Origin of the sequence: Brevibacterium sp. 'Marine' (assembly GCF_012844365.1) — a bacterium.
GTDB lineage: Bacteria > Actinomycetota > Actinomycetes > Actinomycetales > Brevibacteriaceae > Brevibacterium.
Window position 1 is genome coordinate 2,049,709 of the sequence record NZ_CP051626.1, and the last position, 15,932, is coordinate 2,065,640.

Annotated in this window: 14 protein-coding genes; 8 read left to right on the forward strand and 6 right to left on the reverse strand. The window is 66.0% G+C overall.

Features of this window, described 5'->3' with window-relative positions; all coding sequences use genetic code 11:
• Window positions 1–144 precede the first annotated feature (144 nt).
• On the forward strand, window positions 145–1,266 hold the full coding sequence (trpD, locus tag HF684_RS09280) for an anthranilate phosphoribosyltransferase (RefSeq protein ID WP_101555223.1): 1,122 nt from the start codon (window positions 145–147) through the stop codon (window positions 1,264–1,266).
• Here trpD and HF684_RS09285 read toward each other — a convergent pair.
• From HF684_RS09285 to HF684_RS09295, 3 genes are read right to left on the reverse strand one after another with little or no spacing between them, the layout of a single operon-like run.
• A complete protein-coding gene (locus HF684_RS09285) occupies window positions 1,234–2,991 on the reverse strand; it encodes a DEDD exonuclease domain-containing protein (protein WP_169252243.1) in 1,758 nt (585 codons plus the stop codon). The two genes, trpD and HF684_RS09285, sit on opposite strands and share 33 nt — an antisense overlap.
• Before the next feature lie 47 nt (window positions 2,992–3,038).
• On the reverse strand, window positions 3,039–3,491 hold the full coding sequence (locus tag HF684_RS09290) for a hypothetical protein (RefSeq protein ID WP_101593529.1): 453 nt from the start codon (window positions 3,489–3,491) through the stop codon (window positions 3,039–3,041).
• Between the two features lie 28 nt (window positions 3,492–3,519).
• Window positions 3,520–4,308, reverse strand: a complete 789-nt coding sequence (locus HF684_RS09295) for an alpha/beta fold hydrolase (protein WP_169252244.1) — start codon at window positions 4,306–4,308, stop codon at window positions 3,520–3,522.
• Window positions 4,309–4,413: 105 nt separating this feature from the next.
• On the opposite strand from HF684_RS09295, the gene HF684_RS09300 reads away from it, so the two are divergent.
• Window positions 4,414–5,250 (forward strand): lysophospholipid acyltransferase family protein, encoded by an 837-nt coding sequence (locus tag HF684_RS09300; protein WP_248279189.1) that lies wholly within the window; start codon window positions 4,414–4,416, stop codon window positions 5,248–5,250.
• A gap of 279 nt (window positions 5,251–5,529) precedes the next feature.
• A complete protein-coding gene (locus tag HF684_RS09305) occupies window positions 5,530–6,081 on the forward strand; it encodes a MerR family transcriptional regulator (RefSeq protein WP_228278467.1) in 552 nt (183 codons plus the stop codon).
• 198 nt (window positions 6,082–6,279) lie between these two features.
• Here the strand turns inward: HF684_RS09305 and HF684_RS09310 are convergent, their stop codons facing one another.
• Window positions 6,280–7,125, reverse strand: a complete 846-nt coding sequence (locus HF684_RS09310; protein WP_025778332.1) for a ParA family protein — start codon at window positions 7,123–7,125, stop codon at window positions 6,280–6,282.
• A 175-nt stretch (window positions 7,126–7,300) separates the two neighbouring features.
• Between HF684_RS09310 and HF684_RS09315 the strand changes: the two genes are divergently transcribed.
• The 3 genes from HF684_RS09315 to HF684_RS09325 are packed head-to-tail and all read left to right on the forward strand — an operon-like array spanning window position 7,301 to window position 12,107.
• Window positions 7,301–10,702 carry a pyruvate carboxylase gene (locus HF684_RS09315; RefSeq protein WP_169252245.1) on the forward strand — a complete coding sequence of 1,134 codons (3,402 nt, stop codon included), beginning with the start codon at window positions 7,301–7,303 and terminating at the stop codon, window positions 10,700–10,702.
• Window positions 10,695–11,201: a peptide deformylase gene (locus tag HF684_RS09320; RefSeq protein ID WP_169252246.1), complete on the forward strand. Its 507-nt coding sequence runs from the start codon at window positions 10,695–10,697 to the stop codon at window positions 11,199–11,201. The genes HF684_RS09315 and HF684_RS09320 overlap by 8 nt, the downstream gene beginning before the upstream one ends.
• 51 nt (window positions 11,202–11,252) lie before the next feature.
• Window positions 11,253–12,107, forward strand: coding sequence for a 3-hydroxybutyryl-CoA dehydrogenase (locus tag HF684_RS09325; protein WP_025778335.1), 855 nt, complete (start codon window positions 11,253–11,255; stop codon window positions 12,105–12,107).
• 86 nt (window positions 12,108–12,193) lie between these two features.
• Here HF684_RS09325 and HF684_RS09330 read toward each other — a convergent pair whose 3' ends face one another.
• Entirely contained in the window at window positions 12,194–13,453 is a 1,260-nt protein-coding gene (locus tag HF684_RS09330) for an aminotransferase class I/II-fold pyridoxal phosphate-dependent enzyme (protein WP_025778336.1), read from the reverse strand.
• A gap of 129 nt (window positions 13,454–13,582) precedes the next feature.
• On the opposite strand from HF684_RS09330, the gene HF684_RS09335 reads away from it, so the two are divergent.
• Window positions 13,583–14,317: a class I SAM-dependent methyltransferase gene (locus HF684_RS09335; RefSeq protein ID WP_025778337.1), complete on the forward strand. Its 735-nt coding sequence runs from the start codon at window positions 13,583–13,585 to the stop codon at window positions 14,315–14,317.
• Between the two features lie 51 nt (window positions 14,318–14,368).
• On the opposite strand, the gene HF684_RS09340 is transcribed toward HF684_RS09335, so the two are convergent.
• Window positions 14,369–14,839 carry an Hsp20/alpha crystallin family protein gene (locus tag HF684_RS09340; RefSeq protein ID WP_025778338.1) on the reverse strand — a complete coding sequence of 157 codons (471 nt, stop codon included), beginning with the start codon at window positions 14,837–14,839 and terminating at the stop codon, window positions 14,369–14,371.
• 82 nt (window positions 14,840–14,921) lie between these two features.
• On the opposite strand from HF684_RS09340, the gene HF684_RS09345 reads away from it, so the two are divergent.
• Window positions 14,922–15,854, forward strand: coding sequence for an AEC family transporter (locus HF684_RS09345; RefSeq protein ID WP_025778339.1), 933 nt, complete (start codon window positions 14,922–14,924; stop codon window positions 15,852–15,854).
• The last annotated feature ends 78 nt before the right edge of the window (window positions 15,855–15,932 follow it).

The window sequence follows — 15,932 nt, forward strand, 5'->3', positions numbered from 1 at the left end:
GACGTAGCAAAAACCGCGATCTGGTGCCGAAATCTCGTTCCGGGGGCAGCTTCTGCCCGCGTGTCGAAGTCGCGATAGTATTCCGCAGGTAAGGAACGTCCCCTTCTGCGGGACGGTGAGAACGCCTAGTGAGAGTTCATACGGATGACTGATTCCACGCCCCTGACCACCCCGGCGCCGCACGTGTCGGAGTCCCGCAGCGAGGTCGCGGCAGCCACTCAGAACTGGCCCGACCTGCTGATGGCACTCATGCATCAGCAGGACCTCGACGGAGTTCAGGCAGCGTGGGCGATGGATCAGATCATGTCGGGCAAGACCCCCGATGTGACAATGGCCGCATTCTTGGCCGCCCACCACACAAAGGGCGAGACGGTCGAAGAGATCGCCGGGCTGGTGGCGGCGATGATGGACCACGCTGTGCCCCTTCCCGGGCTCGAAGACTCCGTCGACATCGTCGGCACCGGCGGGGACCGTGCGAAGACGGCGAACATCTCCTCGACCGCGGCCATGATCATCTCCGCGACCGGGCAGCGCGTCGTCAAACACGGCAACCGTGCGACGTCCTCGGCGTCCGGCTCCGCCGATGTGCTCGAAGCACTCGGGGTGCGGTTCGACATCACACCCGAGCAGACCGGTCAGATCGCCCAAGAGGTCGGGCTGGCCTTCTGCTTCGCCAACGTCTTCCATCCCTCGATGCAGTTCGTCGCGGCAGTCCGGCGACAGATCAACGTTCCCACAGCGTTCAACATCCTCGGACCCCTGACGAACCCCGCCCGGGCGCGGCATACGGCCATCGGAGTCGCCGACGCCCAGATGGCCCCGCTCGTCGTCGGAACCTTGGCCAAGCGCGGTCACCAGGCCGTGGTGTTCCGTTCTCAAGACGGACTCGACGAGCTGAGCAACACTGCCGTCAACGATGTGTGGGAGGTCCGTCACGGCGAGATAGAGCACACCACCTTCGACGCACTCGACCTCGGCATCGAGCGGGCGACGAAGGACGATCTGCGCGGAGGCGGTCCGGACGAGAATGCCGCCATCACCCGGGCTGTCCTCGACGGTGAGCGATCAGCCGTGCGCGACATCGTGGCCATCAATGCCGCGGCGGCTCTCGTGGCCGCCGACGAATCGGCTGTGGGCACGTTCACCGAGCGCCTGGCGCTCAAGCTCGAGACTGCGGTGGAGACGATCGACAACGGCGGCGGTGCGGACAAACTCCAACAGCTCATCGACGTCTCACATCGGGTCGCCGAGACGAACCGCTCCTGATGACTGAGCGTGGCTGGTCGCTCCCTGTCGAGGCAGCGACCAGCCACGGTCGTCTGTGGGGGTCACGGAGATGAGTTCGGCAGTCTCCAACCAGCCGGCCAGCAGTCGCGTCTCCTCCGGCAGAGAGTCCGTCTCCTGCGGCAGCGAGCCCGGAGCAGGCACCCATTCCGCGGTCGGGGCCAGCACCGCCAGCGAATCTGCCATGGCCGGTCTGGCCGACACATGGCCGGCACCGGCGAGTTTGCCGTGCCGGATGATCGCCAGATCCCAGCCGGCCTCGGATCCGGGCGCCGCCGCAACCAGTTCGGGAATCCTGCGCAGAGCCGACACCTGCTCGGCCCGAGCAGCGATCGACACCGCCGTGCGCAGCGCGTCACGGACCTCGGCCGCCGTTTCGTAACGAGCCTCACCGGCCAGTCGCCGCATCCGTTCTGCGGCCAATCGCTGCAGAGACGACAGATCCCCGGCGACGAGCTCGAACAGCTCCCTGATGGAGCTCAGGTAGTCATCGACGTCCGTGATCCCCGCACATGGGCCGCCGCACTGACCGACCTGGGCGCTCACGCACGGACGATGCTCGCCGAGGCTGCGCTTCCTGATCGTCGTCGTGCACCTCTTGACCGGGTAGAGGGTGTCGAGGAGCTCCTTGACGGCTTGTGCGGACTTCCGCGATCGGAATGGTCCCAGCGGCGGCGCGGGGGAGCGTTCCAGGGCCGAATTCGCCCGGACCACCGACAATCGCGGGAAGAGCTCATTGCTGAGCACGATCCAGGAATTGCGGTCCGGATTCTTCGATCGTCGGTTGTACGGAGGCGCCAGCTCGCCGATGAGGCGGATCTCGCGGACCTCGGCTTCCAGCGCGTGCGCGCAGGGCAGGCAGCTGACCTCCTGTGCCGCGGTGATCATCTCGGCCATGCGTCCGCGGTTCTCCGAGGCGTTGAAATACCCGCGGACCCGTCGGGCCATATTCCCCGACTTGCCGATGTAGAGGACACGGCGAGTGCCGTCGAGGAACATATACACGCCGGGTTCGGCGGGAACGCCCTTGGCCAGATGGGATTTGGCCTGACGCTTCGCCCACCCCGACTGCCTGACGGTGGACAGCTCCTCGAGAGTCGTCACACCGTAGCCGCCGAAGCGTTCGAACAGATGGTGGAGGAGCTCGCCGGTCGCGCGAGCATCGGAGAGCGCACGGTGGTCGGGTTCGACCTGGGTGCCGAAATGAGCGGCCAGGGTCGAGAGCTTGTGATTGCGCACTTCGTCACGACCGACGACGCGGCGGGCCAGCGTGACGGTGTCGAGGACCGTCGGAGCCGGCCAGTGATAGTCGAGACGTTCACAGGCCGAGCGGAGGAAGCCGATGTCGAAGGGAGCGTTGTGGGCCACCAGCACCGCACCGATGGAGAATTCGAGGAAGCTCGGCAGCACCGAGCTGATCGGCGGGGCGTCATCGACCATCGCATGGGTGATGCCGGTGAGCCGGGCGACGAAGGGGCTGATCACGGAGTGTTCCGGCTTGACCAGCGTCTGGAACTCGCCGATGACCTCACCGCCGCGGGTCTTGACCGCACCGATCTCGGTGATCTCCGACTGCCCCGCCCGGGTGCCGGTCGTCTCGAGGTCGACGATGACGAAGGTGACATCGGACAGAGGAGTGCCGAGGCTGTCGAACGACAGCTGGGAGTTGTGCAATGCGCCGGGGGCGCGGTCGAACGGGACGGTCATGACGTTCAGTCTCTCAGGTGCGGCTGACGCGAAGCGATCAGCACCATTCACACCGAGGATCCGTCGCCGTCGTCGGCGGACCGGTGGCTCGGCAGGTGGAAGAACAGTCCGACCGCTCCGCCGATGCCGACGGCCAGTCCGATGAGCAGGTACCATTCCGGCAACGGTCGGAAGAAGATGACGCCGATGAGCAGGAGCACGACTGCTCCGAGGGCGGCGGCCCAGGACAGCACGAGAGTGGGCGACGCGGTGCGCCACCCGATGGGCTCCGCCGGTTCGGGTTCCCAGTGCTCGGTGTCCTCGAGCGCGTCGCGAACATCCTCGGCGGGCATATCGCCCATGGCGGCGGAGGGTTCGGCGATCTGGCGGACGAGGTCGTCCCATTCCTCGTCGCTGATGCGCGATCGGTCGTGCCCGATCTTCTCCGGGTCGGGAACGTCTCCTCGCCAATCCTCCCGACCTTCGTCGTCGGGAGTCGAAGCGCTGCCGTCGTCGTTCATATCTGCATCAGCAATTCCGTGAGCTCGGCTATTCCCCGGTCTCCGACGGGAACGGCACGGCCGCTCCGGTGCGAGCTGACTCCAGGACCGCCTCGGCGATGGTGTGCGCATCGAAGTCGAGGGTGGCGACATGCCGGGACCGCCGCAGGGCGACGATCCTCGGCGGCTGCGGAAGGTCCGAACGCAGCACACGCAGCGTCCGCGGGCCGACGACATTGTCCTCACCGGAGATCATTGCGGTCACGGGGCGGTCGACCTTCCACAGATCGTCGCGCAGCGTCTTCAGCGCACGATGGAACGTCGCCAGGGGAGCGACAGGGGTCCGCTCGTAAGCGCACTCGTCGCGGTCCGGGTGGGCGATATCGCCGCCGATCGACGGAATCGTCCGCACGACATGCCGGAGGACCGGCAGCAGGGGAGCGAAGGGGGAGTCGACGAAGAGGGCCGGATTGACGACGATGATCTCATCGGGGCGCCCCTCCGCGGCGCCGAGCGCCAATGCCAGGGACCCGCCCATCGACAGCCCGGCGACGATGACCCTGTCATGGTCGGCCTGCAGACGACCCAGCTCGGTGCGCGCCGCGCCGAACCAGTCGGACCACCCGGTGGCGTCCATGTCCTGCCATGAGGTGCCGTGACCGGGCAGCAGGGGAACGCTGACGTCGATGCCCCGACCCTCGACCGCACGGGCGATGGGCACCCAGGAGACCGGCGAGCCGGTGAGTCCGTGCAGGAACAGGACCGCGGTGGAGGAGCCGTTGCCGCGGCTGCAGTAGGCGGCCGTCGGATCCGCTCTGAGTGTGAAATCGATCTCCATGATCCCAGCATGGCACGGATGTGTCGCAGCGGACTTCGCTGTTCACCGTTGTCGTCGATATATGATTGCCGAGGACGACAAAGAGTCGTAGTCGGAAGGGTGCGCGTGTTCTACTGGTTTCTCAAGCGAATTCTCGCCGGACCCATCCTGCGTATTCTCTTCCGTCCGTGGGTGCGCGGCCTGGACAATCTTCCTGCCGAGGGCCCGGCGATCATCGCGGGAAACCACAACCACTTCATGGACTCGATCTTCGTTCCTCTGCTCGCTCCGCGCCCCGTCGTCTACCTGGCGAAGAAGGACTACTTCACCGGTCGCGGAATCAAGGGCGCGGTGACGCGCTGGTTCTTCAAGCTCAACAACCAGCTGCCCATGGACCGCGGCGGCGGATCGGGATCGCAGGCCTCTCTCGAATCCGGGCTGAAGGTCCTTGGCGAAGGCAATTCCCTGGGCATCTACCCCGAAGGCACCCGCTCGCCCGACGGCAAGCTCTACCGCGGACGCACCGGCATCGCACGCCTCGTCCTCGAGTCGGGGGCTCCCGTGGTTCCGGTGGCGATCATCGGCACGGACAAGCTGCAGCCGGCCGGTCGCCTCGTCCCCAAGCTCCGGCGTGTCGGCGTCGTCTTCGGCACACCGATGGACTTCTCGAAGTATGCGGGACTGCCGGTCGACCGTTTCATGCTGCGGTCGGTCACCGATGAGATCATGTACGAGATCATGCGCCTGTCGGGTCAGGAATACGTCGACACCTATGCGTCGACGGTCAAGACCAAGCTGCTGACGAGCGCGAAGCCGAAGAAGTCGGAATCCGATAAGGACGCGGCCACGGGCGCGTCCAAGGACGGCGATGCCGCGACAGGCAATGGAGAGGCGAAGACGCAGGGATCCTCCGGCCGGGGCGCGCCCGAATCCGACAGCGACGAGCCGTCGCCGTCGGCCTGATTCCCTGATTCCTCGCCTCGGCCCACCCTCAGCCGCCTGAATGACATCCATGTGACATGTTCGAATACTGCGGTAACAGCGACACGCGGAAATTGTTACCTCGGGGTGTTTGTCCTGGCCGGGACGGCAGAATAACTTGGAGTTGTTGAATCCCACTGTAGGTTCGCTGGGAAGAGGGCTAGAATGACTATGTTCTCGGTCCTTCCAAGCGACCTTCGCTTCCCCCAGGGACTTAAAGGAGGAGTCGGTGTGAACCGCTCAAGTCATGAAAGCGTCGACATGACGCCGATGCCGTCAGCGGCCCAGGGCCTGCTGTTCGATGATGATCTGCCCGTGCTCGATGAAGAGGCCGGCTACCGCGGTCCCACCGTCTGCAAGGTCGTCGGCATCAGCTATCGTCGTCTCGATTACTGGGCGCGCACCGATCTGGTGACCCCGTCGATCCGCAATGCGACCGGATCCGGCAGCCAGCGGCTCTACAGCTTCCGTGACATCCTCGTCCTCAAGATCGTCAAGCGACTCCTCGACACCGGCGTCGGGCTGCAGTCGATCCGCACGGCGGTTGAGCACCTGCGCTCCCGCGGCGTCGAGGATCTCTCCCAGATCACTCTCATGTCCGACGGCGCGAGCGTCTTCGAATGCACGTCACCCGATGAGGTCGTCGACCTCCTCCAGGGTGGTCAGGGCGTCTTCGGGATCGCCGTGGGGCGCGTCTGGAACGAAGTCGAGGGAACGCTCTCCGAATTCCCGAGCGAACGCATTCCCGAAGACGATGCGGCGCTCGAAGCCATGGACGAACTCGCAGCACGACGCGCACGCAAGTCCGGCTGACAGCCGACAGAGTTTCTGCACCATCACCGAGGCGGCCCGCTCGATCTGAGCGGGCCGCCTCGGTTCTTGGCTGGGTCGTTCCGAACGCGGTCGTTCCGATCGCGACCTGAGAGTTTTCATCGACTGCAGAACTGCCGCCGCGAACCTGGGTTCGGGGCGGCAGTCGACGATCTGCTGGGGGAGCAGCGGCTCAAGCGCTCACTTCTTCTCGGTCTGCTGAGCGCCGTTCTTGGCCGGGGCCGCACCGCGTCGGCCCCGGATGTTCTCCGAGCGCAGCGCACGCTCCAAAAGAGCGTCGAACGAGCCGGCGACCTCTTCAGCCGGTTTGCCGGGCCAGGAGTGGATCGGTCGCGCCGAACCCTGAGCCTGCTGCATGACCGCGCGTTCGGCCAGAGGGGGATTGAGCACGAGCGGACCGAACATCTCACGCATCTCCTGGATGCGGTAGTCGTGTTCGGTCGAACCGGCCCGCACCCGGTTGACGACGAGTCCGAGAGGCTGCAGGTCGGAGGCACCGCGCTGCCGCAGCTCATCGGTCGCACGCAGGGCCCGATCGGCGGCCGCGACGGAGAACAGACTGGGCTCGGTCACGACCGCGACGCGATTGCTCGCCGTCCACGCCGTGCGGGTCAGGCCGTTGAGGCTGGGCGGACAGTCGATGAGGACGAGCCGGTAGCCTTTGGCGATCCGCGTCAGGGCGTCTTCGAGTCGGCGCAGATAGCGCTCGGACAGTGAAGGCCGATCGAATTCCGCAGCGCGCGGAGAACCGGAGATCACGTCGAGGTGGCCGAGCCGGTCTCCGACCCACCCGGAGGGGATGATCGCCTCGGACAGGATCTTCTGGGACTTCGGAGCAGCGAGCACATCGGCGATGTCGACACGCGTCGAGGTCGGCACATCGAGGCCGGTCGACGAGTCCGCCTGCGGGTCCATGTCGACGACCAGAGTGGGAATTCCTCTGTTGTAGGCCGCCGAGGCCAGGCCGAGCGTCACGGATGTCTTACCGACTCCGCCTTTGAGGCTGCTGATACTGAGGACAAGCACGCTCCTACGTTAACGTATCGGCGGCTGCCGAGCCGTGCCGACCACGCCGAGACTCACGTCTCAGTCCAAAGTCGACCCCCGGGCGCAGGGGTGTTCCAGGTCACTTGTAGAGTATGTTTCCGACAGCTTGTCGACCAGTCGCCCAGTGCGGCCGATACAGAAGTGAGAGACACCTATGTTCTCCAAAGTCCTCGTGGCCAACCGCGGAGAGATCGCCGTCCGCGCTTTCCGTGCCGCCTATGAGCTCGGAGCCTCCACCGTCGCAGTCTTCCCGTATGAGGATCGCAACTCCGAACACCGGATGAAGGCCGACGAAGCCTACATGATCGGCGAGGAGGGCCACCCCGTCCGCGCGTACCTCAGTGTCGAAGAGATGCTGCGGGTGGCGAAGGAGAGCGGCGCCGACGCCATCTACCCCGGGTACGGATTCCTCTCCGAGAACCCCGATCTGGCACGTGCCTGCGCTGACGCGGGCATCACCTTCATCGGGCCCAAGGCCGATGTGCTCGAACTGGCGGGAAACAAGGTCCAGGCGCTGGCGGCCGCACGCAATGCGGGCATTCCGGTGCTCGACTCGACACGACCCTCGGCCGATATCGCGCAGCTGCTCGCCGATGCCGAATCGATGGAATACCCGCTCTTCGTCAAGGCCGTCGCAGGCGGCGGCGGCCGCGGAATGCGTCGCGTGGCTCAGGCGACCGAGCTCGAGGATGCGCTGAAGGCCGCCATGCGCGAGGCCGAAGGCGCCTTCGGCGACCCCACGGTCTTCATCGAGCAGGCCGTGCAGCGCCCCCGACACATCGAGGTCCAGGTGCTGGCCGACAACGATTCGAACGCCATCCACCTCTTCGAACGCGACTGCTCCGTGCAGCGCCGCCACCAGAAGGTCGTTGAGATCGCTCCGGCGCCGAACCTCGACCCCGAGATCGCGGCAGCCCTGCACGCCGATGCCCTGAAGTTCGCAAAGGCGCTGGGCTATCAGAACGCCGGCACCGTGGAGTTCCTCCTCGAGACCGACGGACCGCGCGCAGGCAAGCATGTGTTCATCGAGATGAACCCGCGCGTCCAGGTCGAACACACCGTGACCGAAGAGATCACCGATGTCGACATCGTCGCATCTCAGATGCGCATCGCCGCCGGAGCCGGCCTCGAAGAGATCGGCCTGCGACAGGAAGAGATGCGCATCAAGGGTGCCGCCCTCCAGTGCCGCATCACCACCGAGGATCCTGCCAACTCGTTCCGTCCCGACACCGGAACGATCACTGCCTACCGCTCGGCCGGCGGTGCCGGCGTGCGCCTCGACGGTGGAACCGTCCACGCCGGTGCCGCCGTCAGCCCCCATTTCGACTCGATGCTCGTGAAGCTCTCCTGCCGCGGCCGGGACTTCGCTCAGGCCGTCGGCCGGGCCAAGCGGGCGCTGGCGGAGTTCCGCATCCGCGGGGTGTCGTCGAACATCGGCTTCCTGCAGGCCGTTCTCGACGATCCCGCATTCGTCGCCGGCGACCTCTCCACGTCCTTCATCGAAGAGCGCCCGCAGCTCTTCGACGCACGCGTGAGCGCCGACCGCGGGTCGAAGCTGCTCGACTACCTCGCCGACGTCACCGTCAATCGGCCCCATGGCGAACCGGGGCTGCGCATCCGCCCGGGCGACAAGCTCCCGAACATCGACCTCTCGCAGGCTCCCGCCCCCGGCAGCCGCGACCGCCTCGCCGAGCTCGGTCCGGAGGGCTTCGCGCGTGCCCTGCGCGAGCAGACCGCGCTGGGCGTCACCGATACGACGTTCCGTGACGCTCACCAGTCACTGCTCGCCACCCGCGTGCGCACCCGCGATCTGATGGCCGTGGCCTCACACGTGTCCCGGATGACGCCCGAGCTGCTGAGCATCGAGGCCTGGGGCGGTGCCACCTATGATGTGGCTCTGCGCTTCCTCGGTGAGGATCCCTGGGAACGCCTCGAGGCTCTGCGCGCCGCGGTGCCCAACATCAATCTGCAGATGCTGCTGCGCGGCCGCAACACCGTCGGCTACACCCCGTACCCGACCGAGGTCACCGACGCCTTCGTCGACGAAGCCGCTCGCACGGGCATCGACATCTTCCGCATCTTCGATGCGCTCAACGACGTCGAGCAGATGCGCCCGGCGATCGAAGCCGTGCGCGGAACGAACTCGGCGCTGGCCGAGGTGGCTCTGTGCTACACCTCGGACATCCTCGACCCGACCGAAGAGCTCTACACGCTCGACTACTACCTGCGCCTGGCCGAGCAGATCGTCGAGGCCGGAGCCCATGTTCTCGCCATCAAGGACATGGCCGGTCTGCTGCGCCCTGCTGCCACGGCCAAGCTGGTGACGGCTCTGCGGGAGAACTTCGATCTGCCCGTCCACGTCCACACCCACGACACCGCCGGCGGCCAGCTGGCCACCCTCTATGCTGCGGCCGCTGCCGGGGCCGATGCCGTCGATGCCGCTTCGGCGGCCATGGCCGGAACGACCAGCCAGCCGAGTCTCTCCGCCCTCGTCGCCGCGTTCGAGAACACCGACCGCGACACAGGCATCAGTCTCGACGCCGTCAGCGATCTCGAGCCCTACTGGGAGTCGGTGCGCAAACTCTACGCACCCTTCGAATCCGGTCTCGCCGGACCGACCGGTCGCGTCTACCGCCACGAGATCCCCGGCGGTCAGCTGTCGAACCTGCGGCAGCAGGCCGTGGCCCTCGGGCTGGGGGAGCGGTTCGAAGACATCGAACACATGTACGCGGCCGCCGATTCGATCCTCGGCCACCTCGTCAAGGTCACCCCGTCGTCGAAGGTCGTCGGCGATCTGGCGCTCCATCTCGTCGGTGCCGGCGTCTCACCGGAGGAATTCGCTGAGAACCCGGACAAGTTCGATATCCCGGATTCGGTGATCGGCTTCCTCAGCGGCGACCTCGGTGACCCTCCGGGCGGATGGCCCGAGCCGTTCCGCACGAAGGCTCTCGCCGGCCGCTCCGCCAAGCCGCTCGTCGAACACCTCGAACCCGCGGATGCCCAAGCCCTGCAGTCACCGGGACGGGAGCGGAAGGACAAGCTCAACGAGCTGCTGTTCCCCGGACCGACGAAGGAATTCCGGACGATGCGCTCGAACTACGGGGACCTGTCCGTCGTCGAGACCTCCGAATACCTCTACGGCCTCACCGGCGGCGAAGAACACGCCGTCGAACTGGCGAAGGGCAAGAACCTGCTCATCGGCGTCCAGGCCATCGGCGGAACCGACGAACGCGGAATGCGTTCGGTCATGTTCACCCTCAACGGACAGCTGCGTCCGCTGCAGGTGCGCGACCGGTCCGTCGAAAGCGAAGTCAAGACGGCGGAGAAGGCCGACCCGAACAACCGCAGTCATGTCGGCAGCCCGTTCGCCGGCGTCGTGACCATGCAGGTCCACGAGGGTGACACGGTCGCTGTCGGAGACACCATTGCCACGATCGAAGCCATGAAGATGGAAGCGACGATCACCACGCAGACGGCCGGAACCGTCTCCCGCGTGGCCATCGCTGATGTCCAGCAGCTCGAAGGCGGAGACCTCGTCGTGGTGATCGATGCCTGAACGCGAGATCCGGCTATGGGGCGACCCCGTGCTGCGCAGCAGGTGTGAGACGGTGACCGTCTTCGACGATCACGTCGAATCCCTGGCCTCCGACCTCGTCGACACCGCACGGCCCGCGGGCCGTGCGGCCGTGGCCGCCCCGCAGATCGGGGTCGGCCTGCGGGCTTTCGGCTACGACCTCGACGGTCGCACCGGCTATGTCATCAACCCGGAGATCGTCGAGCTCGGCGGGCAGCTGCGTGACATCGAAGAAGGCTGCCTGTCCGTGCCCGGACTGTTCTTCCCCACCCCGCGCTACGAGTTCGCTCGGGTGCGCGGGGTGGATGCGCAGAACCAGCCGATCGAGATCGAGGGCACGGAGGTCTTCGCCCAGATGCTCCAGCACGAGGTGGGTCACCTCGACGGGCAGGTCTACATCCAGACTCTGCCCGGTCAGCGCCGGCGGGAAGCTATGAAGGCCATCCGCTCGGCCGACTGGTTCCTCGCGCGGATGTCCTGAGCACATCGATACGCACACCATCGACCACAATGACCTGAGAAGGAGAAGTTCTTGAGCATTCAGCGCACAGCCGTCATCGGCAGCGGACTCATGGGAGCCGGAATCGCCGAGGTGCTGGCGAAGTCCGGTCTCGACGTCATCGTCCGTGAGATCAACGAGGAGGCATCGGCCGCCGGTCGGGCCCGCATCGAGAAGTCCCTGGCCCGCGCCGTGGACAAGGGAAAGCTCGATGCCGCTGCCCGCGACGAGACCCTCGGCCGCCTGCGGTTCACCACCGACATCGGCGATCTCGCCGACCGTCAGCTTGTCATCGAAGCAGCCAGCGAGAACGAAGACATCAAGAAGTCGATCTTCGCCGAACTCGACCAGGTCGTCACCGACCCGGAGGCCATTCTCGCGTCGAACACCTCGTCGATGCCGATCATCCGCTTCGCGCAGTCGACGGCGCGTCCCGAACGCGTACTCGGCGTCCACTTCTTCAACCCGGCACCCGTGCAGCCGCTGGTGGAGATCGTCTCCTCGGTCCTCACCGCCGACGACGTCCGTGACACCGTGACCTCGTTCGTCGCCGAGGTGCTCGGGAAGAACCCGATCCAGGCTGATGACCGCCCCGGGTTCATCGTCAATGCCCTGCTCATCCCATACCTGCTCAGCGCGGTGAGGATGCTCGAATCCGGGTTCGCGACGAAGGAGGACATCGACGCAGGCATGGTCGGCGGCTGTGCCCACCCGATGGGCCCGATCAAGCTCGCCGACCTCGTCGGTCTCGACACCTGCCTCTACGCTGCCCAGAGCATGTATGAGGAGACCGGTGATCCGGCCGCGAAACCGCCGATCCTGCTGTCGCGTATGGTCGATGCCGGTCTGCTCGGTGTGAAGTCCGGACGCGGCTTCTACGACTACTGAGCCGGCGACCATGGACCAGACAGGTCCGCCCCGAACCATTCGGTTCGGGGCGGACCTGTTTTAAGTCTGCAGGCAGCGTAGGTCTTTCAGCCGGCCAGCAGCTTCTCATAGCTGGCCAGTCGCACGCATGCCACGAGACCCTGAGCCGCGAGTTCGACCTCATCGAGTGTCGGCATCGTCGGGGCGATGCGGATGGTGTTGTTGTGCGGGTCGAGTCCGTACGGGTGAGTGGCTCCGGCCGGCGTCAGTTTCACACCCGCCTCCCCAGCGAGTTTGACCACTCGATCCGCGATGCCCTCCATCGTCGTCAGAGTGATGAAGTAGCCCCCGTCCGGTGAGGTCCACTGTGCCAGTTCATCTGATCCGAGGCCGTCTTCCAGCGCCGCAAGTACGGCGTCGAACTTCGGGGCGACGATTTCGGCATGCCTGCGCATATGCTCTTCGACCCCGGCGGGTTCGGAGAAGAACCGGACATGGCGCAGCTGGTTGATCTTGTCGGGGCCGATCGCGACCTTCCCGAGGTTCGCTCGCATCCAGTCGACCGTGGCCGGGCCGCCTGCGAAGAACGACACACCGGCACCGGCATGCGTGATCTTCGATGTCGAAGCGAAGATCCATGCTCGTTCGGGATTGCCTGCCTCGGCGCACAGAGAGAGGATGTCGAGATTGTCCGGATGGTCCTCACGCAGATGGTGCACCCCATAGGCGTTGTCCCACAGCAGAGCGAAATCGTCCGCCGCGGTCGGCATGGCCGCGAGCTCCCGTGCCCGCGCCTCGGTGATGGTGATTCCGGTCGGATTGGAATACATCGGCACCAACCACATGCCTTTGACCGCCGGGTCCTCGGCCAGACGCTGCGCCTCGGAGATGACCGGTCCCTCGTCGTCCATCGGGATGGTCAGAAGCTCGAATCCGAGGGATTCGGCCAGGGTGAAATGACGGTCGTAGCCGGGCACGGGGCACAGCAGTTTGTGCGGTCCCCGACCCCACGGGCGGTCGTCGACTGCTGTGCCGTGCATGAGTGCGAAGGTCAGGGCCTGGGCCATGAAGGTCAGCGACGCATTGCCTCCGGCCAGCAGCTGATTCGCCGGCACCTTGAGCAGCGGGGCGAAGATCTCACGCAGTTCGATGAGCCCGTCGAGCCCACCGTAGTTGCGAGCGTCGACACCACCTGGGGTGAACACGTCGTCACCGCTGACCGCGGTGAGCAGATCGGCGGCGAGGTCGAGCTGCTCGGGTGCGGGCTTGCCGCGGGTGATGTCGAGGTCGAGGCCGCGTGAGGCGAATTCCTCGTAGGCAGCGGAGGCCTCATCCAGTCGGGACTGGAGATCGGACGGTGCGGACATGCTGACTCCTCAGGGCTGGGAACGGGCCGTTGACTCCATCCTATCGACTCGCTGGCTGACAACGACGCTAGAGTGGTCTGCAGCGGTCGCCAGAACGACCGACATAAGTTCGGTGAAAGGCAGGGGCACATGGTGCGACCACGCGCGCAGGCCGCACACGGGCGCCGTTTCGGTGCTCAGGCCGGAGTCTATGACGAGGTGCGCCCCGGCTATCCGCAGACGGCTCTGGATCTGGCGCTGACCGGCTGGGACCGGAGTTGGTCCGATCTGCAGGTCTGCGACCTCGGTGCGGGCACCGGGATCCTCAGCCGTCGGCTGCTTGCCCTCGGCACCGATCTCATCGCCGTCGATCCCGACACGGCCGCGCTCGAGCGCAATCCTGCGCCCACCATGGTCGGCACGGCCGAGGCCACGGGCCTGGAAGCCGAGAGCTTCGACCTCGTCACGGTCGCACAGGCCTGGCATTGGTTCGACGAGTCGAGAGCCGCCGCCGAGGTGGCCCGCATCCTCCGTCCGGGAGGCCGACTGCTCATCCTCATCAACCAGCTCGATGTCCGTGTCGACTGGGTGCTGCGCCTGAGCCGGATCATGCACGCAGGAGACGTGTACCGGCCCCAGTACCGGCCTCAGCCCGGCAGCGGTCTGACTCTCAACGAGAACAGACTCGTCGAATTCGCAACGGAGGTCTCCGTCGATGGAATCGTCGACCTCGCTCGCACACGCTCCTATTGGCTGCGCTCGGACGAGAAGACCCGGAACAGAGTCGAATCGAATCTGCGCGAATATCTCCGTGTCGAACATCCGATCCCGGACAGGGCGGAGCTGCCGTACATGTGTCTGGCCTACCTCCTTCAGCGCCGCTGAATGCACGAAGCGGGCCCCACCCGCGTTCGGGTGGGGCCCGCGCTCACGGAGTCAGCTGCCGGCGCCGGGGGAGCGGGGTTCGTCCGCCGAGGACGATTCGACCACTTCGGGGGCGGTCTGTCCGGAAGCGTGCGAAACGGAGATCTTCCGCGGACGGGCCTCCTCGGCGACGGGGATCGTCAGTGTGAGGACGCCGTCGCTGTAGTCGGCGCGGATGCGATCCAGGGCCACCCGGTTGCCGAGCGTGAGCTGGCGGGCGTAGGTGCCGTTGGTGCGTTCCCTGGTCAGCCACTTCACGTCCTTGTCGGCGACCTCGGATTCGCGGCGGGCGCGGACCGTGAGCGTGCGGTCTTCGACGTCGACGTCGATGCTGCTCGGATCGACTCCGGGCATGTCGATGCGGGCGATGAAGACTTCGCCGTCACGGTAGAGGTCCATCGGCAGAGTGGTGGCATTCGGGGTGCGGGTGACCTCGGAGAAGAATCGGTCGAGGTCGCGGATGGGGTCGAAACGTGTAGCCATGTGCTTCCTTTCGTTCGGGTCCTACATTGAGTCAAACACACTCAACTTTGAATTGATTCCGAACTCATGAAATTCTCAGTCTGTGAGCCTGGTTCCCATACTCCTCGCCCTCCTTCCCGTCACGGTGCTCATCGCCTTCGGCCTGGTGCTGAAGAGACTGCCGGGTTTTCGGAGTCCCGAGTTCTGGTCGGGCGCGGAGAAGCTCGCGTACTACTGTCTGCTTCCGGTGCTGCTCTTCACCTCCGTCGCCGAGGTGGATGTGGCCCATGTCCCGCTCGTGCGGTTGGCGGCGGCGCTCGTCGTTCCCACCGCGGTCGTCTCTGTGGGCATCATTGTGACCCGTCGGGTCATCGCTCGTGATCTTCCCGCCTTCACCTCTGTTCTGCAGGGAGGCATCCGCTTCAACACCTATATCGGGCTGTCCTTGGCGGGCAGCCTGTTCGGCTCCGAGGGCAGCGCCGTTGCCGCGATCGTCGCAGCGATCCTCGTCCCCACGGTCAACGTCGTCTCGAGTCTCGGTTTCGAGTTCCTCCGCACCGGGCCGAGCTCGCTGTTCGCGCTGCTGAGGGCGATCGTGACGAATCCTCTCGTGCTCGGCTGCGTCGCCGGAGCTGCTGCCAACGTCAGCGGGCTGGGCCTGCCCGACGTGGCGTCCACGGTTCTCGATCCCCTGGCGTCGGCCTCGCTGCCCATCGGTCTGCTGTGCGTCGGTGCCGGCTTGCAGACATTCTCGCTGCGCTCCCATACCCGGGCCATCATCGCCTCAACGGCGATCAAGCTGCTTCTGCTGCCGGGCCTGTCGCTGGCAGCCCTGGCCCTCTTCGGCGTCCCGACGGTGCCTGCACTGGTCGGATTGGTCTTCCAGTCGATTGCGACGGCGAGCTCGGGCTACGTCATGGCGAGGCAGCTCGGGGGAGACGCGAAGCTCATGGCCGCACTCATCGCCGGACAGACCGTCATCATGCTCGTCACTCTGCCGGTCGTCCTCCTCATCGGCCAGTCGGTGCTCGGCTGAGTACGGAGTCCGGTGCCGACGTCATAGGGGCCGACAGCACAGCGGCCGACCCCGCACTGGGATCGGCCGCTGAGTACT